The organism is Halomonas sp. SL18_1 (assembly GCF_055755715.1).
The window spans coordinates 861,772-879,578 of sequence record NZ_JBVTRK010000001.1; the positions used below are offsets into that span (position 1 = coordinate 861,772).

16 protein-coding genes and 2 pseudogenes are annotated in these 17,807 nt (G+C 67.3%); 10 read left to right on the plus strand and 8 right to left on the minus strand.

What is annotated here, in order from left to right; all coding sequences use genetic code 11:
• The first annotated feature begins 17 nt into the window (after positions 1-17).
• A complete protein-coding gene (gene trxB / locus ACSJDS_RS04400) occupies positions 18-968 on the plus strand; it encodes a thioredoxin-disulfide reductase (RefSeq protein ID WP_473032242.1) in 951 nt (316 codons plus the stop codon).
• Between the two features lie 145 nt (positions 969-1,113).
• Here trxB and ACSJDS_RS04405 read toward each other — a convergent pair whose 3' ends face one another.
• Positions 1,114-1,359, minus strand: a complete 246-nt coding sequence (locus ACSJDS_RS04405) for a SlyX family protein (protein ID WP_473032243.1) — start codon at positions 1,357-1,359, stop codon at positions 1,114-1,116.
• A 133-nt stretch (positions 1,360-1,492) separates the two neighbouring features.
• On the opposite strand from ACSJDS_RS04405, the gene ACSJDS_RS04410 reads away from it, so the two are divergent.
• The gene (locus ACSJDS_RS04410) at positions 1,493-1,957 is read left to right on the plus strand and encodes a cold-shock protein (RefSeq protein ID WP_473032244.1); all 465 of its coding nucleotides are present in this window, start codon (positions 1,493-1,495) and stop codon (positions 1,955-1,957) included.
• A gap of 102 nt (positions 1,958-2,059) precedes the next feature.
• On the opposite strand, the pseudogene ACSJDS_RS04415 reads toward ACSJDS_RS04410, so the two are convergent.
• The 7 genes and pseudogenes from ACSJDS_RS04415 to map all read right to left on the minus strand — a co-directional run bounded on the left by ACSJDS_RS04415 (position 2,060) and on the right by map (position 9,938).
• Positions 2,060-2,466 (minus strand): annotated as a pseudogene (locus ACSJDS_RS04415) (hypothetical protein).
• 10 nt (positions 2,467-2,476) lie between these two features.
• Positions 2,477-3,646, minus strand: a complete 1,170-nt coding sequence (dapE, locus tag ACSJDS_RS04420; RefSeq protein WP_473032245.1) for a succinyl-diaminopimelate desuccinylase — start codon at positions 3,644-3,646, stop codon at positions 2,477-2,479.
• Between the two features lie 60 nt (positions 3,647-3,706).
• Positions 3,707-4,732, minus strand: a complete 1,026-nt coding sequence (gene dapD / locus ACSJDS_RS04425; RefSeq protein WP_473032246.1) for a 2,3,4,5-tetrahydropyridine-2,6-dicarboxylate N-succinyltransferase — start codon at positions 4,730-4,732, stop codon at positions 3,707-3,709.
• Positions 4,733-4,767: 35 nt separating this feature from the next.
• Complete coding sequence (locus ACSJDS_RS04430; protein WP_473032247.1) at positions 4,768-5,115, minus strand: ArsC family reductase; 348 nt, start codon at positions 5,113-5,115, stop codon at positions 4,768-4,770.
• The gene (dapC, locus tag ACSJDS_RS04435) at positions 5,109-6,314 is read right to left on the minus strand and encodes a succinyldiaminopimelate transaminase (RefSeq protein ID WP_473032248.1); all 1,206 of its coding nucleotides are present in this window, start codon (positions 6,312-6,314) and stop codon (positions 5,109-5,111) included. Before dapC ends, ACSJDS_RS04430 begins: the two co-directional genes overlap by 7 nt.
• A 150-nt stretch (positions 6,315-6,464) precedes the next feature.
• Positions 6,465-9,145 (minus strand): annotated as a pseudogene (locus tag ACSJDS_RS04440) ([protein-PII] uridylyltransferase).
• A gap of 1 nt (position 9,146) precedes the next feature.
• Positions 9,147-9,938, minus strand: coding sequence for a type I methionyl aminopeptidase (gene map / locus ACSJDS_RS04445; RefSeq protein WP_473032249.1), 792 nt, complete (start codon positions 9,936-9,938; stop codon positions 9,147-9,149).
• Positions 9,939-10,249: 311 nt separating this feature from the next.
• On the opposite strand from map, the gene rpsB reads away from it, so the two are divergent.
• From rpsB to rseP, 8 genes are all read left to right on the plus strand, one after another.
• Positions 10,250-10,990, plus strand: a complete 741-nt coding sequence (rpsB, locus tag ACSJDS_RS04450) for a 30S ribosomal protein S2 (protein WP_473032250.1) — start codon at positions 10,250-10,252, stop codon at positions 10,988-10,990.
• Positions 10,991-11,162: 172 nt separating this feature from the next.
• Complete coding sequence (gene tsf / locus ACSJDS_RS04455; protein ID WP_473032251.1) at positions 11,163-12,032, plus strand: translation elongation factor Ts; 870 nt, start codon at positions 11,163-11,165, stop codon at positions 12,030-12,032.
• Between the two features lie 113 nt (positions 12,033-12,145).
• On the plus strand, positions 12,146-12,946 hold the full coding sequence (gene pyrH / locus ACSJDS_RS04460) for a UMP kinase (protein WP_473032252.1): 801 nt from the start codon (positions 12,146-12,148) through the stop codon (positions 12,944-12,946).
• 4 nt (positions 12,947-12,950) lie between these two features.
• Complete coding sequence (frr, locus tag ACSJDS_RS04465; protein WP_473032253.1) at positions 12,951-13,508, plus strand: ribosome recycling factor; 558 nt, start codon at positions 12,951-12,953, stop codon at positions 13,506-13,508.
• 81 nt (positions 13,509-13,589) lie between these two features.
• Positions 13,590-14,357 carry a polyprenyl diphosphate synthase gene (uppS, locus tag ACSJDS_RS04470; protein WP_473032254.1) on the plus strand — a complete coding sequence of 256 codons (768 nt, stop codon included), beginning with the start codon at positions 13,590-13,592 and terminating at the stop codon, positions 14,355-14,357.
• Between the two features lies 1 nt (position 14,358).
• Complete coding sequence (locus ACSJDS_RS04475; RefSeq protein ID WP_473032255.1) at positions 14,359-15,159, plus strand: phosphatidate cytidylyltransferase; 801 nt, start codon at positions 14,359-14,361, stop codon at positions 15,157-15,159.
• Position 15,160: 1 nt separating this feature from the next.
• Complete coding sequence (gene ispC, locus ACSJDS_RS04480) at positions 15,161-16,366, plus strand: 1-deoxy-D-xylulose-5-phosphate reductoisomerase (RefSeq protein WP_473032256.1); 1,206 nt, start codon at positions 15,161-15,163, stop codon at positions 16,364-16,366.
• A gap of 51 nt (positions 16,367-16,417) precedes the next feature.
• Positions 16,418-17,776 (plus strand): RIP metalloprotease RseP, encoded by a 1,359-nt coding sequence (rseP, locus tag ACSJDS_RS04485; protein ID WP_473032257.1) that lies wholly within the window; start codon positions 16,418-16,420, stop codon positions 17,774-17,776.
• The last annotated feature ends 31 nt before the right edge of the window (positions 17,777-17,807 follow it).

A 17,807-nucleotide genomic window follows, 5' to 3' on the forward strand; every position in this document is an offset into this window, starting at 1 on the left:
TGCGACGAGGTTTCTTCATGAGCGATGCGCGTCACGAGCGCCTGATCATTCTCGGCTCCGGTCCGGCCGGCTACACCGCGGCCGTCTATGCGGCCCGGGCCAATCTCAAGCCGCTGCTGATCACCGGCATCCAGGCGGGAGGGCAGCTGACCACCACCACCGACGTGGATAACTGGCCGGGAGACGATGCCGGCGTCCAGGGCCCCGAGCTGATGGAGCGGATGAAGCGCCACGCCGAGCGCTTCGATACCGAGGTGCTGTTCGACCATATTCACGAGGTGGAGCTCAGGGAGCGGCCCTTTACTCTCAAGGGCGACAGCGGCACCTACACCTGCGACGCGCTGATCATCGCCACCGGCGCCAGCGCCCGCTATCTCGGCCTGCCCTCGGAGCAGAAGTTCATGGGCCAGGGTGTCTCGGCCTGCGCTACCTGTGACGGCTTCTTCTACCGCAACCAGGAGGTGGTGGTGGTGGGTGGCGGCAACACCGCCGTGGAGGAAGCGCTCTACCTGTCGAACATCGCCTCCAAGGTTACCCTGGTGCATCGTCGCGACAGCCTGCGCGCCGAGAAGATTCTTCAGGACAAGCTGTTCGAGAAGGCCGCCAGCGGCAATGTGGTGCTGGAGTGGAACCACACCCTGGATGAGGTGCTGGGCGATGCCAGCGGCGTCACCGGGGTACGGGTCAAGTCCACCGAGACGGGCGACACCAAGGAGATCGCTGCGCCGGGGCTCTTCATCGCCATCGGTCACAGTCCCAACACCGGGATCTTCGAGGGCCAGCTGGAGATGGCCGGCGGCTATATCCGGGTGAAGTCCGGCCTCGACGGCAATGCCACCGCCACCAGCGTGCCGGGTGTGTTCGCCGCCGGCGATGTCATGGACCATGTCTACCGCCAGGCGGTGACCTCCGCCGGCACCGGCTGCATGGCGGCACTCGACGCCGAGCGTTATCTGGACGAACTCTAACCGGGCTTCGCCCGGAGCTGTAAGCTGTAAGAAACCCCGTACTGCAAGACTTGGGGGCCTTAAGCTGGCTTACGGCTTACGGCTTACGGCTTACGGCTTACGGCTTACGGCTTACGGCTTACGGCTTACGGCTGCCGCGAAGCGGCTAGTAGTGCGGCGGCACCTCGTCCTGGGGCCGCGGGGCGTCCGCATCCAGCTCGTACAGCGCTCGCTGCTGCTCGCGGAGCTTCTCCTGCATCAGCGCGTTGAGGCGTTCCAGCTGGGCCAGGCGCCGCTCCTGGGCGGCGACGGCCGCATCCAGCGTATCCAGCCAGTGCTCCTGGTAGGCAACACGGCTCTCCAGGGCATCCAGTCGCCCCGCCAGTTCGTCAGGCGATCGTTGATGGCTCATGATAAGATTCTCCCGCTTGGGGTGATGCCGTTTATCGCGTCACCCGATGATGTGTCCGCTGCCCGCTCGAGGCAGTCGGATACCAGCGTCAATACCTTCTATCTATGTCATTACAAGAGAGTCTTTCAAATCCATGAATCAAAAGGTCTTTTTGCGCTGTGGCTTGATCAGCCTGCTGCTCGCCGCGCCGGCGCCGCTGCTGATTGCGCTGTTCGTCCATCTTACCGGTGGCGATCTGTCACGCCAGCTGTTCGCCAGTCTCGAGGTCGGCGGCACCGCCCTGGTCTATGTGGCGGTAGCGGCGGCGGTCTTCGTGCTGTTGATGCTGGCCACCCTGGCCGTCAACGCTCTGACGCCGCAGCTGGTCAACCTGGCCGAGGTCGAAAGCGACGATCGTGAGATCGGCGAGGTCAAGTGGTTCAACGTCAACAAGGGCTATGGCTTCATCAAGCGCGACAGCGGCGAGGACGTCTTCGTGCACTTTCGCGCCATTCGCGGCCGCGGGCACCGCACCCTGGCCGAGGGCCAGAAGGTGCGCTACCACGTGATCGAGAATGAAAGAGGGCTGCAAGCCGACGATGTCACGGTGATTACCTGAACGACGCGCCTGGCTAACGCTTGGCGACGTCTCTCTCGTAGACACCGCTTGGTTACCATCGGCCCGCACGTTGTCGAACGTGCGGGCCGATGTCGTTTCGGGTCACTGGCCGGAGTCGGGCCAGTCGATGACGCCTTCGCTGCCGTCGGGCTGCACCTGCCAGAAGCGGTCCGGATCGTCGCCGGGCTGCCAGCCGCCCAGCGAACAGCGCACCTCGCAGCCCAGCCGGGAGGCGGCTTCCCTGGCGCAGTCGGTGTCGCGGGGCCAGGGGGTATGGGCGCTGTCGAACCATAGGCTGGCGAAGCCGTCGGCGGCCTTCTCTACCAGCAGTACCGGGATGGACCGGCCCTGGTGGGTGCCGCGGGTCTGCCACTTGTGCCGGCCGGCGGCGCGCAGCGGGGAGCATCCAGCCGCTCCCCCAGCCAGGCGTTCACCGTCTCCAGCGGCGCCCGGGCCAGGTAGATCTCGATATCCGGGTAGTGCGTCTCGCTATCGTGCTGGGTTGGCATAACGGCTCTCTCAGGGCTGGGCGGTTCCGTTGACGAACAGCTTGGCGAGGATCGCCTCGTACACCCGGCTCAGGTCGTCGAGGTCGGCGGCCCGTACCCGCTCATTGACCTGGTGAATGGTCGCGTTGCGGGGCCCCAGTTCGACCACCTGGCTGCCCAGGGTGGCGATGAAGCGCCCATCCGAGGTGCCGCCCGAGGTGGAGAGCTGCGCCCGGCGGCCGAGCGCCGCCTCGACCCCGTACAGGGCGGCATCCACCAGCTCCCCCTCGGCCGTCAGGAAGGGCTCGCCGTTGAGCGTCCAGTCGAGCTGGTACTCCAGGCCGTGGGCATCGAGGAGGGCCTCGGTGCGTGAGCGCAGCTGCTCGTGGGTCACTTCGGTGGAGAAGCGGAAGTTGAACACCACCTCCACGTCGCCGGGGATCACGTTGGTGGCGCCGGTGCCAGCGCGGATATTGGAGATCTGGAAGCTGGTGGCGGGGAAGAAGGCGTTGCCCTCGTCCCAGTGTTCGCCCACCAGGGCGTCCAGGGCCGGCATGGCCTGATGGATGGGGTTGCGTGCCAGGTGGGGGTAGGCCACGTGGCCCTGCTGGCCCTTGATGTGCAGCACGCCGCCCAGCGACCCGCGCCGGCCGTTCTTGATCACATCGCCCAGCACCTCGGTGGAGGAGGGCTCGCCGACGACGCAGTAGTCGAGCCGCTCGTGGGCCTCGCGCAGGTGCTCGACCACCGCCCGGGTGCCGTCCACCGCCGGGCCCTCCTCGTCGGAGGTGATCAGAAAGGCGATTCGGCCGTGGTGGTCCGGATGGGCGGTGACGAAGCGCTCCACCGCGGTGATCATCGCCGCCAGGCTGCCCTTCATATCGGCAGCGCCTCTGCCCCGGAGCATGCCCTCGGCGTCGATCACCGGCTCGAAGGGGGGCGTGTCCCAGTGCACGTGGGGGCCGCTAGGCACCACGTCGGTGTGGCCGGCGAAGGCCAGCACCGGGCCGTGGTGGCCGTGGGTCGCCCAGAAGTTCTCCACGTCGCCGAAGGGCAGGCGCTCGATGTGGAAGCCGAGGCGCTCGAGGCGCTCGATCATCAGCGTCTGACAGCCGAGGTCGTCGGGGGTCACCGAGGGGCGGCGGATCAGCTCGCAGGCGAGCGCGAGGGTGGGAGAGAGGTCGGGGGCGTCTTGGGACATGCGGGCTTCCGGCAGTCGCCGGGCGACGCCAAGGGCGTCGCCGCGGTCAGGAGGGTGGAATCACTGGTTGGCGTGCAGCGCTTCGTTGAGCGCCACGGCGCTCTTGTTGGTCAAGCACTCGATGCGGCCAGTGAGAGAGTTGCGGCGCAGCAGCAGGTCGCTCTGACCGGCCAGCTCGCGGGCGGCCACGGTCTTGACCTCCTGACCCTGGTCATCGAGCAGCACCACCTTGGCGCCGGCGGTGAGATAGAGGCCCGACTCCACGGTGCAGCGGTCGCCCAGGGGGATGCCGATGCCGGCATTGGCGCCGATCAGGCAGCCCTCGCCGACCTTGATGACGATGTTGCCGCCGCCGGAGAGGGTGCCCATGGTGGAGCAGCCGCCGCCCAGGTCCGAGCCCTTGCCGACCATCACGCCGGCGGAGATGCGGCCCTCGATCATGCCGGGACCTTCCGCGCCGGCGTTGAAGTTGACGAAGCCTTCGTGCATCACGGTGGTGCCTTCACCCAGGTAGGCGCCCAGCCGCACCCGGGCGGTGTCGCCGATGCGCACGCCGCCGGGGACCACGTAGTCGCTCATCTTGGGGAACTTGTCGACGCAGTCCACCGAGAGGGTACGGCCTTCCAGGCGCGCCTTGAGGCGGCGAGCCGGGAGCTCTTCGATATCGATAGGCCCCTCGCTGGTCCAGGCCACGTTGCGCAGCAGCCCGAACATGCCGGTGAGGTCCAGGTCGTGGGGCTTGACCAGGCGATGGGAAAGCAGGTGCAGCTTGAGGTAGACCTCCGGCGCCGTCTGGGGCGGCAGATCCTCGGCTAGGAACATGGCCACCAGGGGGCGCTGGCTGGCGGCAAGGGACTCGGCCAGCTCGGCCTGGTCGGCGTGGCCGGCATCGCGCAGGGCGGCGGCCAGGGCGCTGCAGTGCTCGGGCAGGAAGCTGATGGCGGCGTTGCCTTCCGGGGCGTCCAGGGCCTCGGCGGCGGCCTTCGCCAGGCTGTCGTCCGGGTTGAGCAGCGGCGCCGGATAGTAGATCTCCAGCCAGTCGCCCTGGGTGTTCTGGGTGCCGATTCCAAGTGCAAAGCTCAGCATGGGATATCCTCTTGAAGAGTGGGGCGAGCCGCGGCTCAGCCCTGGAGTTTGTCGTAGTCGCCGTCGCGGTAGCCGACGAGGATGTCCCCGTCGTTGGTCTCCAGCAGCGGGCGCTTGAGCAGGGTCGGATGGGCGAGCATCAGCTCGCGGGCCTTGTTGGCGTCGACCTCGCGCTTGACGTCGTCGGGAAGCTCGCGCCAGGTGGTGCTGCGCTTGTTGAGTAGCTCCACCATCGGGACCCGGTGGAGAATATGCTCGAGCAGCGCCGCGGAGAGGCCGTCGTCACGCAGATCATGCACCTGATAGGGGATCCCCTGGGTTTCCAGGGCCTTGCGCGCTTTACGGCAGGTATCGCAGTTCTTGATCACGTAGAGTGTCAGCATCGTGCGCTCCTTTCGATGAAACGGCGAATGCGGCGTGCCGCTTCCACGGTGGCGGCCAGCTCGGCGACCAGCGCCAGACGCACTCGGCCGGCGCCGGGGTTGTGACCGGCACTCCCGGGACGTCCCATATAGCGGCCCGGTAGCACGCTGACGTGCTCCTCGGCGAATAGTGCCCGGGTAAAGCGCTCGTCGTCGCCCCCCGGCACCGCCGGCCACAGATAGAAGCTCGCCTCCGGGGTGGGGAAGTCCATGACCGGCGCGAGGATCTCGGTCACGGCGGCGAACTTCTCACGGTAGGCGTCACGGTTGGCGCGCACGTGGGTCTCGTCGCGCCAGGCGCTGATCGAGGCCTGTTGCACGGGCAGGGCCATGGCGCAGCCGTGGTAGGTGCGATAGCGCTTGAAGGCGGCGACCAGTTCAGCGTCGCCGGCCACGAAGCCCGAGCGCAGTCCCGGCAGGTTGGAGCGCTTGGAGAGCGAGTGGAAGACCAGGCAGCGCCGGTAGTCGTGGCGGCCGAGGGTGGCGCAGGCTTCCAGCAGCCCCGGCGGCGGGGCCTCCTCATCCAGGTAGAGCTCCGAGTAGCACTCGTCCGAGGCGATCAGAAAGTCGTGTTCGTCGGCCAGCTCGATGAGCGTCTTGAACTCCGCCAGGGGCGTGACCGCCCCGGTGGGATTGCCCGGCGAGCAGAGGAAGACAATCTGTACATCGCGCCACACCGCCGCCGGGACGCTGGCGAAATCGGGGCGAAAGCCGTGCTCGGCGCTGCAGTCCAGATAGAGGGGCTCGCCCCCGGCCAACAGGGTGGCGCCCTCGTAGATCTGATAGAAGGGATTGGGCACCGCCACCTTCGCCGGCCGGGTGCGGTCCAGCGCCGCCTGCACGAAGGCGAAGATCGCCTCTCGCGTGCCGTTCACCGGCAGCACCTGATGCTCCGGGGCCAGACTGGCGAGTCCGAAGCGTCGCCTTGCCCAGTCGGCGATCGCCTCGCGCAGCGCGTCCGTACCGGCGGTCGCCGGGTAGCGGGCGAAATCCTGCTGGTGCGCCACGAGGGCCTCCAGCGCCGCCGCATAGGGAGCGTGCTGCGGCTCGCCGATGGTCAGCGGCACGTGGGCCAGCCCCTCGGGAGGCGTCACGCCGGCCTTCAGCGCGGCGAGCTTCTCGAAGGGGTAGGGCTTGAGAGCATCGAGATCCGGGTTCATAGGTGTCCAGGTGCGCCGTGGGGCGGCGTCGTTGTCGTGGATGCGGGCAAGCCGGTGATTATAGGGAAGGCCAGGGAAGGCCTCAAACGCGAGGCCGCTGCCCCGCGTTGTCCCCTCTCCGGCGCTCCTCGCGACTCTGCCCTCTCGGGCTTAGCCCGAGACATCCAGCACCTCCACCAGCCGTTCGCGCAGGCGCTGCTGGCGCTCCGGGTCGGTGAGCGGCTTGCCGGCCTTGTCGGTGATGAAGAAGACGTCCTCGACCCGCTCGCCCAGGGTGGCGATCTTGGCCGCCGAGAGGGCGATGTCCTGCTCCATGAAGATGCGGCCCACCCGGGCCAGCAGGCCGGGACGGTCCGGGGCGGTGAGCTCCAGCGCGGTGCGCTCGTTGGCCGGATCCTGCTCGATCAGCACCTGGGTGGGAACCTGGAAATGGCGCAGCTGGCGCGGCGTGTGGCGGGTGACGATCTGCGGGTAGTCGTCGGGGTCGTCGAGTTCCTCCACCAGGTGGCGGCGAATCTCCTCGATGTGCTCGGCGTCGCGTATGGTTCGCCCGCGATCGTCCAGCACGATGAAGGTGTTCAGCGTCCAGTCGTTGCTGGAGGTGGCGATGCGCGCATCGTGGATCGACAGCCCCAGCTGCTCCATGGCGGCGGCGGTGGCGGCGAAGAGGTCGTCCACCGAGCGGGTGTGGATGAATACCTTGGTGCCGCCGTCGCTCATGTCGTCGGCGGGAGCGCTGACCAGGATCAGGGGCAGCTCGGTGCCGCCGTGGGCGAGAATCCCCAGTGTCTGCCAGACGATCTCGCTGGGCGCGTACTGCAGGAAATAGTCTTCGCCGAGGGACTCCCACAGGCGGTCGACTCGCGTCAGGTCGGCGCCCACCGCGGCGAGCAGCGAGCGGGCCTCGGTGCGGGTCTCGCGCACCCAGTCGTCGCGGTCCGGCGGGTTCTCCAGGCCGCGACGCAGGGCGCGCTTGGTCTCGGCATGGAGCTGGCGCAGCAGCGAGGCGCGCCAGCCGTTCCACAGGGTGGGATTGGTGGCATTGATATCGGCCACGGTCAGCACGTAGAGGTAGTCCAGGCGGGTCTCGTCGCGCACCGTGCGAGCAAAGTCGCGGATCACGTCGGGATCGGTGATGTCGCGCTTCTGGGCCACCATCGACATCAGCAGGTGGTGCTCCACCAGCCAGCTGACCAGGCGGGTGTCCCGCAGCGTCAGGCCGTGACGCTCGGCGAAGCGCTCCACGTCCCGGGCGCCCAGGATCGAGTGGTCGCCGCCGCGCCCCTTGCCGATATCGTGGTAGAGCCCGGCGATCCACAGCAGCTCCAGCTTGGGCAGCTGGTGGATCAGCGCCGCCGCCACCGGGAATTCGTCGCGGGCCTCGGGCTCGCGGAAGTACTGGATGCACTTCAGCAGGCGCAGGGTGTGGGCATCCACGGTATAGATGTGGAAGAGATCGTGCTGCATCAGCCCCACCGCCTGGCCGAACTCCGGCAGGTACTTGCCGAGCACGCCGTAGCGGTTCATGCGCCGCAGCTGGCGCGCTACGTTGCCCCCGGAGCGCAGCAGGGCCATGAACAGATGCTGGTGGCGGGCGTCGTCCCGGTAGAGATCGTCGATCTGGTGGCGATGGTCGCGGATCAGCCGAATGGTGTCGGCGCGGACCCCTTCGATCTCGGGATGCTCGGCCATCAGCAGGAACAGCTCGAGCAGCGCCGAGGGGTGGTCGCGAAACACCGAGCGACAGCGCGCCTGGATATAGCCGCCCTTGATCTCGAAGCGCTCGTTCAGCGGCACGGTCTCGAGCGCCTCGCCGGCGCGCAGGATGGCCTCGTCGAAGTGCTGCAGCAGCATGTCGTTGAGCCCTGCCAGCGCCGTGACATGGCGGTAGTAGCGCTTCATGAACTGCTCCACGGCCAGCCGCTCCGGGGTATCGTGAAAGCCGAACAGCTCGGCGATGGTGCGCTGGTGGTCGAACAGCAGCCGATCCTCGGCCCGGCCGGTGAGCATGTGCAGGGCGTAGCGCACCTGCCACAGGAAGGCCTGGCCCTGGCTGAGGATGCGCAGCTCGGCATCGTTCATGAAGCCGGCCGCGACGATGTCCTCGTAGCGCTGGGTACCGAAGTGGCGCTTGGACACCCAGCCGATCATCTGGATGTCCCGCAGGCCCCCGGGGAGCTCTTGAGATTGGGCTCCAGGTGGTACTCGGAGTTGTTGAAGCGGTGATGGCGGGCGATCTGCTCCTGCCACTTGGCCTCGAAGAAGCGGTCGGCGGGCCACAGCCGCTCCGGGGCGATGCGCGCCTTCATGGCGTCGCGCAGCCGCTCGGGGCCGGCCAGGGTGCGCGACTCCAGCAGGTTGGTGATCACGGTGATATCGGCCTCGGCCTCCCGCGAGCAGTCGGCCAGCGAGCGCACGCTGTGGCCGATGTCCAGGCCGATGTCCCACAGGAAGGTGATGAAGTCGGTCAGCGGCTCGCGGTAGGGCGCATCGTCATCGTCTTCCAGCAGCAGCAGCAGGTCGACGTCGGAGTGGGGGTGCAGCTCCCCGCGACCATAGCCCCCCACTGCGAGCAGCGCCACTCCGTCGTCGGGCCAGGCGTGGCGTGACCAGGCCACCTGCAGCAGCTGGTCGAGGCACCAGGCGCGGCCGTGGATCAGGTCGCGAATGTCGGCGCCGGCGCGGAAGCGCTCGTCGAGACGCGCCTGGATATCGGCCAGCGCCGCCTTGAAGGGGGCGATGGGCGAGCGGCTGCCGGCCAGCTCGGCGCGGAAGGTCTCGGCGTCGAACAGCGTTGGATCGGGCGTGAAACGGTAGTGGTGGAGCAGCATGTCAGCGGTCGAGGAAGGCGAGGTCTTCCTCGCCGCGGGCGGTGAGCACCTCGACCCCGGTCTCGGTGACCAGCAGGGTGTGCTCCCACTGTGCCGAGAGGCTCTTGTCGCGGGTCACCGCAGTCCAGCCGTCGCGCAGCACCTTGGTCTGGTGGCCCCCCACGTTGATCATCGGCTCGATGGTGAAGCACATGCCGGCCTCGAGCACGGCATCGGCCTCGGGGGCGTAGCCATCGTAGTGCAGCACCTGGGGATCCTCGTGGAAGCTGGCGCCGATTCCGTGGCCGCAGAAGTCGCGTACCACCGAGTAGCCGTTGGCTTCGGCGTGCTTCTGGATGGCGCGGGCCAGTTCCGAGAGGCGCACGCCGGGACGCACCAGGGCGATGCTGTGGTAGAGGCACTCCTGGGTGATGCGGCACAGGCGCTCGCCCTGGATGCTCTCGCCGACGATGAACATCACGCTGGAGTCGCCGTGATAGCCGTCGGCGGTCTTCACGGTGACGTCCAGGTTCATGATGTCGCCCTTCTTGAGCTTCTTGGCATCGTCGGGGATGCCGTGGCAGACCACATGATTGATCGAGGTGCAGATCGACTTGGGGAAGCCGTGATAGTTGAGCGGCGCCGGCGTGGAGCCGAGCTCGTCCACGATATAGTCGTAGCAGAGTCGATCCAGCTCGCCGGTGGTCACGCCGGCTTTTACGTGGGGGGTGATCATTTCCAGTACGCTGGCGGCCTGACGGCCGGCTTCGCGCATCATCTCGATCTCGGCGGGCGTCTTGATGGGAATGTTCATGGAATCTCGGTTCAGAGGGGCTTGCCGCCCGGGGCGCGGCGGTTCGGGCGGCGTTCGACTTCATCTCGCTGGCGAACTATGGTATAAAGCCGCGCGCTTTCCTGCAATCGTCGACCTCGCCAGGGCCCTTGGCCGGCCGAGTCGCGGCGGCAGTGAGGGGGCATGCGAAGCGCATACCGCAAGCTTCGACAACCACAGCCTTGAAAACACACATGCACCGGCACATGGTCCCGGGTGCTGCCGCGGTGCTTCCCGGCGGTCGGATCCATGGGGTGCATGGAGGCCTAACCCGATATTTTCAGGAGTCATCCATGGCACACGTCAATATGCGTGACCTGCTCAAGGCAGGCGCTCACTTCGGCCACCAGACCCGTTACTGGAACCCGAAGATGAGCAAGTTCATCTTCGGCGCCCGTAACAAGATCCATATCATCAACCTCGAGCACACTCTGCCGGCCCTCAACGAGGCTATCGACGTGGTCGAGAAGATGGCGGCGGCCAACAACAAGATTCTGTTCGTTGGCACCAAGCGCAGCGCCAGCAAGATCATCAAGGAAGAGGCGACCCGCGTTGGCCAGCCCTTCGTCAACCATCGCTGGCTCGGCGGCATGCTGACCAACTACAAGACCATCCGCGTCTCCATCAAGCGTCTGCGCGAACTCGAAGCCATGCACGAAGACGGCACCTTCGAGAAGCTGACCAAGAAGGAAGTGCTGATGGCGACCCGCGAGCAGGACAAGCTCGAGCGCTCCGTGGGCGGCATCAAGGAGATGGGTGGCCTGCCCGATGCGCTGTTCGTGATCGACGTCGACCACGAGCGCATCGCCATCAACGAGGCCAACAAGCTGGGTATCCCGGTCATCGGCGTGGTGGACACCAACTCCGACCCGGACGGCGTCGACTACGTGATCCCCGGCAACGATGACTCCATCCGCGCCATCCAGATCTACGTCCAGGCCATCGCCAACGCCTGCGGCCGTGCCAAGGAAGGGCGCCCGGACGAGTTCGTCGAAGTCACCGAGAGCGAAGGCAGCAGCGCCGCCGCCGAGTAACGACGAGCATCCCAGCAGGCACTGCCTGCGCCCGGCGGGCCGGCGGCACTCCGGCCCGGCCCGCCGAAGGCCCCGCCCGCCGCGGGGCCGTATCTCGCCGAACCAGGGGTTTGGCGTCCCGTTTTTCAGGTCGCCCCCTTTTGCGGGTCGAACTACCATAGAGGTGAATACCATGGCAGCGATCAGTGCCTCCCAGGTCAAGGAACTGCGTGAGCGTACCGGCCTCGGCATGATGGAGTGCAAGAAGGCACTCACCGAAGCCGGCGGTGATATCGATGTGGCCATCGAGAACCTGCGCAAGAGCTCCGGTCTCAAGGCCGCCAAGAAGGCGGGCCGCACCGCCGCCGAAGGCGCCGTGGTGACGCGTGTGGCCGAAGACGGCCGCTATGGCGTGGCGGTGGAGATCAATTCCGAGACCGACTTCGTCGCCCGTGACGACAACTTCAAGGCCTTCGCCGAGAAGGTCGCCGACGCCTTCTTCGCCGCCAAGAGCGAAGACGTGGCCGCGGTCATGGCCGGCGAGCTGGAGACCGCCCGCGAGCAGCTGGTGCAGAAGATCGGTGAGAACATCGGCGTTCGCCGCTGTGCCGTGATCGAGGCACCGGAGGGTGCGCTGGTGGGTGAATACGTCCACGGCGGCCGCATCGGCGTGCTCACCGTGATCCAGGGCGGCAACGCCGAAGTGGCCAAGGACGTCGCCATGCACGTGGCCGCCATCAACCCGGCGGTGGCGCGTCCCGAGGACATGCCCCAGGCGCAGCTCGATGAGGAAAAGGCGATTATCCTTGCCCAGCCCGACATGGCCGGCAAGCCCGAGCAGATCGCCGAGAAGATGGTCCAGGGTCGCCTCAAGAAGTACCTGGCCGAGAACAGCCTGACCGAGCAGCCCTTCGTCAAGGATCCGAACCAGACCGTGGCCGAGTTCGTCAAGGCCGCCGGTGGCGAAGTGCTGAGCTTCACCCGTTTCGAAGTGGGTGAGGGCATCGAGAAGGAAGAGGTCGACTTCGCCAAGGAAGTGATGGAACAGGCCGGGCGCAGCTGAGGTCTCAGGTTCCACGTTTGAGATGGCGTGCGCGGAAGCGCACGCCTTCTTGTATCCGGCCGGCCGGTTCGGCCGCTACCCTCCATCCCGCTGGTGATTCAGGAGACACCCCCATGCCCAGTGCCGACCACCGCGACGCTTATACCGAATCGGACGCCTCGCGCGGCGAGAAGCCCCGGTCCGAGAAGTCCCGCTCCGAGAAGTCGAAGTACAAGCGCATCCTGCTCAAGCTCTCCGGTGAGGCGCTGACCGGGGAGGCCGAGTTCGGCATCGATCCCAAGGTGCTCGACCGCATGGCGCTGGAGATCGGCCAGCTGGTGGGTATCGGCGTGCAGGTGGGGATCGTGGTCGGTGGCGGCAACCTGTTTCGTGGTGCGGCGCTCCACGAGGCCGGCATGGATCGGGTGACCGGCGACCACATGGGCATGCTCGCCACGGTGATGAACGCCCTGGCCATGCGCGATGCGCTGGAGCGCTCCAACATCCGCTCACGGGTGATGTCGGCCATTCCCATGAGCGGCGTGGTGGAGCACTATGATCGCCGCACCGCCATCCGCTACCTGACCTCGGGGGACGTGGTAATGTTCTCCGCGGGTACCGGCAATCCCTTCTTCACCACCGATTCGGCGGCCTGCCTGCGCGGCATCGAAATCGACGCCGACGTGGTGGTCAAGGCCACCAAGGTCGACGGCGTCTACGACAAGGACCCGGTGAAGCATCCCGATGCCGTCAAGTACGAGCAGCTGAGCTATGACGATGCCCTGAACCAGAAGCTCGGGGTCATGGATTTGACCGCTATCTGCCTGGTGCGGGACCATGACATGCCGGTTCGCGTCTTCAACATGAACAAGTCGGGCGCCCTGCTGAATCTGGTGGTGGGTGGCAAGGAAGGCACGCTGATAGACAGAGGTTGATACCGTGATCAATGACATCAAGAAAGATGCAGAAAGCCGCATGAAGAAGAGCCTTGAGGCCCTTCACGGCAATTTCAACAAGATCCGTACCGGGCGCGCCCACTCCAGCATTCTGGATTCGGTGACCGTGGAGTACTACGGCAGTCAGGTACCGCTCAATCAGGTGGCCTCGATCAACGTCGAGGACGCCAGGACCCTCTCCGTGGTGCCCTGGGAGCAGAACATGGTGCCCAAGATCGAGAAGGCCATCATGACCTCGGACCTGGGGCTCAATCCCGCCAGTGCCGGCAACGTCATCCGCGTGCCGATGCCGATGCTCACTGAGGAGACGCGAAAGGGCTACATCAAGCAGGCCAGAAGCGAGGCCGAGCACGCCCGCGTGGCGGTTCGCAACGTGCGCCGGGATGCCAACGGCGACATCAAGTCGCTGCTCAAGGAGAAGGAGATCTCCGAGGACGAGCAGCACCAGGCCGAGGACGCCATCCAGAAGCTCACCGACAAGTACATCGGTGAGATCGACAAGCTGCTCGAGGCCAAGGAGCACGACCTGATGCAGGTCTGACGAGATGCCGGTCGGCTCCTGCCGAAGCGCGGCTTTACGGCGGGCAGCTGCCCGGCTCGGTCCATCGCAATGCGAGACAACATGACGTCACCGCAGTCTACAGACTCTCTGGATGCGCCGGCGGCCACCGGCGATGACCTGCCCCGACACGTGGCCATCATCATGGATGGCAACAATCGCTGGGCCCGTGCGCGCGGCCAGTCCGGCGTGCGCGGCCATCGTGCCGGCGTCGAGGCGGTGCGTGCGGTGATACGGCGCGCCGCCGAGCGCGGCATCGAGACCCTTACCCTGTTTGCCTTCTCCAGCGAGAACTGGAAGCGGCCCGAAGCGGAGGTGGGGGCGCTGATGGAGCTGTTCCTGATGGCGCTCAAGCGCGAGGTCAAGAAACTCCACGAGCACGATATCCGCCTGTCGATCATCGGTGATCAGCGCGCCTTCTCCGCGGCCATCCAGACGCATATCGCCCGTGCCGAGGCGCTAACGAGAGACAACGCTGGCATGCACCTGGTGATCGCCGCCAACTACGGCGGTCGCTGGGACATCGCCCGGGCGGCGCGACGACTGGGCGAGCGGGTGGCGGCCGGCGAGATCGGCGCTGCCGACATCGATGAGTCGAGCCTGGACCGCGAGGTCTGCCTGGCCGGGGATGCGCCGGTGGACCTGTGCATCCGCACCAGCGGCGAGCAGCGGATCTCCAACTTCCTGCTGTGGCAGATGGCCTATGCCGAGCTCTACTTCACGCCGCTGCTGTGGCCCGACTTCGACGGCGAGGCGTTCGACGCCGCCATCGACGACTTCCGCCGACGGCAGCGCCGGTTCGGCATGACCGACGAACAGATCGAGGCGTAAGGTGCTTAAACAGCGGATCATTACCGCGGCGTGGCTGGCGCCGCTGATGCTGGCCGGCCTGTTTGGCCTGCACGGCGGTGGCTTTGCCCTGTTCACCGCCGTCATCGTGCTGCTGGCGGGCTGGGAGTGGACCAACCTGGCCGGCATTCGCCAGCGCGACCACCGGCTGATGCTGGTGGCGGTGCTGGGCATGGCCATGCTGATGCTGTGGATGAGCGGCGCTGCCCTGGCCGCCTGGCCGCTGTGGCTGGGGGCGCTGGGATGGCTGCTCAATCTCTACTGGGTGGTGCACTACCCGCGCAAGGGCGAGCAGTGGCAGTCCGCCACGCGCCGCCTCGCCATGGGCCTTTGGGTGCTGCTGCCGGCTTGGGTGGGGTTCAACGTGCTGCGCGATTCGGGGGCTGTCTGGCTGCTGTTCGTGCTGCTGCTGGTATGGGGCGCCGATATCGGCGCCTACTTCGCCGGCCGGGCCTTCGGCCGGCGCAAGCTGGCGCCGCGGGTCAGCCCCGGCAAGAGCTGGGAGGGCGTCGCCGGCGGCCTGGCGGTCACCTTCGGCCTGGCGCTGATCTTCGCCGTCTGGCAGGGCCTCGGCCTGGGCGGCGGCCTGGCGCTGCTGCTGGCCACGGCGGTGGTCACCCTGGTGTCGGTGCTTGGCGACCTGGTCGAGAGCATGCTCAAGCGCTACCGCAACATCAAGGACTCGAGCCAGCTGCTCCCCGGGCACGGCGGCGTGCTGGATCGCATCGACAGTCTCACCGCGGCCGTACCGCTGTTCGCCCTGCTCTCGCTCGGAGTGCTCTAGGGTGGCGGTGAGAGAGTCCAGCCTCCGGCGCCCACAGGCGGTGACGGTGCTGGGGGCCACCGGTTCGATCGGCGCCAGCACGCTGGACGTGATCGCTCGCCATCCCGAGCGCTATCGCGTTCACGCCCTGACGGCGAATCGCTCCCGCGAGTCGCTGCTGACGCTGTGCCGGCGCCACCGTCCAGAGGTGGCCGTGCTGGCGGCCGAGACGGATGCCGTCTGGCTGCGCGAGCGGCTGCGCGAGGCGGGGTTGGCCATCGAGGTGAGGGCTGGGCGCCAGGCGCTGATCGAGGTGGCCGAAGCCACCGAGGTCGACGTGGTGATGGCAGCCATCGTCGGAGCGGCGGGGCTGCTGCCCACGCTGGCGGCGGTTCGCGCCGGCAAGCGGATACTGCTGGCCAACAAGGAGGCGCTGGTGATGTCCGGCGCCCTGTTCATGGACGCCGTGCTGCACCATGGGGCGACGCTGCTGCCCATCGATTCCGAACATAATGCCATCTACCAGTGTCTACCCTCCGAGCATCGTGGTGGGTTGGCGCGCCACGGGGTCACCCAGCTGCTGCTGACCGCCTCGGGCGGCCCCTTTCGCGGCTGGACTCTCGGCGACCTGGCCGCCGTCACGCCCCAGCAGGCCTGCGCGCACCCCAACTGGTCCATGGGGCGCAAGATTTCGGTGGACAGCGCCACCCTGATGAACAAGGGGCTGGAGCTGATCGAGGCGTGCTGGCTGTTCGATGCCCGGCCGGAACAGGTGCAGGTGGTGGTGCATCCGCAGAGCGTGATCCACTCCATGGCCGCCTACAGCGACGGCTCGGTGATCGCCCAGCTGGGCAATCCCGACATGCGCACGCCCATTGCCTACGGGCTGGCGTGGCCGGAGCGCATCGAGGCCGGGGTCGAGGCCCTGGACCTGTTTGCCGTGGCGCGGCTCGACTTCGAGGCGCCGGACGAGGTCGCCTTTCCCTGCCTGCGCCTGGCTCGCGATGCCATGGCGGCCGGCGGCACGGCTCCGGCGGTGCTCAATGCGGCCAACGAGGTGGCGGTGGACGCCTTCCTCGAGGGGCGCCTGGGGTTCACGGGCATTGGCGAGCTGGTGGCGCGAGTCTGTGAGGCGCTGCCGGTGGAGGCCGCCGACGACCTGGAGTCGATACTCGAACTCGACGCCCGGGCCCGGCGTGATGCCCGCCGCCGGCTGATGCGTGCATGAAGAGAGCGGCCGGGCAGTGATCGGCGGCATGCAATCTGCAAGGAGACTGACTTGGGCCTGATCCAGAACATTCTGGCCGTCATCGTGGTGCTGGGGCTGCTGATTACCTTCCACGAGTATGGCCACTATTGGGTGGCGAAGCGCTGTGGCGTCAAGGTGCTGCGCTTCTCGGTGGGCTTTGGCAAGCCGCTGTGGTCCCGGGTCGACCGCCACGGCACCGAGTTTGCCGTGGCGGCCATTCCCCTGGGCGGCTACGTCAAGATGCTCGACGAGCGAGAGGCGCCGGTTCCTCCCGAGCTGCAGGACCAGGCCTTCAACCGCAAGAGCGTCTGGCAGCGCATCGCTATCGTGGCCGCCGGCCCGGCGGCCAACTTCCTGCTGGCCATCGTCGCCTACTGGGCGCTGTTCGTCGCCGGCACCACCACGGTGGCGCCGGTGGTGGGCGATATCGCCCCCGGTTCGCCCGCCGAGCAGAGCGGGCTGCGCAGCGGCCAGGAGATCGTCGCGGTGCAGGGCGATGCGGTGCGCTCCTGGAACGACATCAATCTCAAGCTGGTGGCCTCGATCGGTGCCAGCGGTGAGCTCACCATGCGGGCTCGGGACGATGCCGCCGCGGACGCCCGGGATTACCGTCTGCCGGTGGAGGCCTACCTGGTGCGTCAGGACCCGCCGCGCCCCCTCCAGACCCTGGGCATCACTCCCTGGCAGCCGCCGTTCCCCGCGGTGCTCGGCCAGGTGCTGGACGGCGAGGCCGCGGCCCGGGCCGGGCTGCAGCCCGGTGACGAGGTGCTGGCGGTCAACGGCACCGCGGTGGACGACTGGATGGGCTTCGTCAACGTGGTGCGGGCAAGCCCGGGCGAGAGCCTCGAGCTCGAGGTGGCCCGCGGCGATGAGCGGCTCGGCTTGACCCTGGTGCCCGGCGAGCAGGCCCTGGACGATGGCGCGACCATTGGCTACGTGGGGGCGGGCGTCGAGCCCGTCGAGTGGCCGGAGGAGTATCGTCGCGAGATCCGCTACGGGCCCGTCGCCGCGGTGGGGCAGTCGCTGGCGCGAACCGGCGAAATGACCGTGTTGACGCTGGATGCGATCCGCAAGATGCTGGTCGGGCTGATCTCGCCCTCCAACCTCTCCGGGCCGATCACCATCGCCCAGGTGGCCGGCGATACCGCACGCACCGGCATGGAGAGCTTCGTCAGCTTCATGGCCTACCTGTCGATCAGCCTGGCGGTGCTCAACCTGCTGCCGATTCCGGTGCTCGACGGTGGCCACCTGCTTTACTATTTCGCCGAGGCGATACGCGGCCGGCCGGTCTCCGAGCGGACCCAGGCCATTGGGCTGCGCATCGGCCTGGCGATGATCGTCACCCTGATGGTGATGGCGCTGTATTTCGATCTGATGCGGCTTTGGTAGCGAGCGACTCCCCCTGCCGGGGGCACAGGGA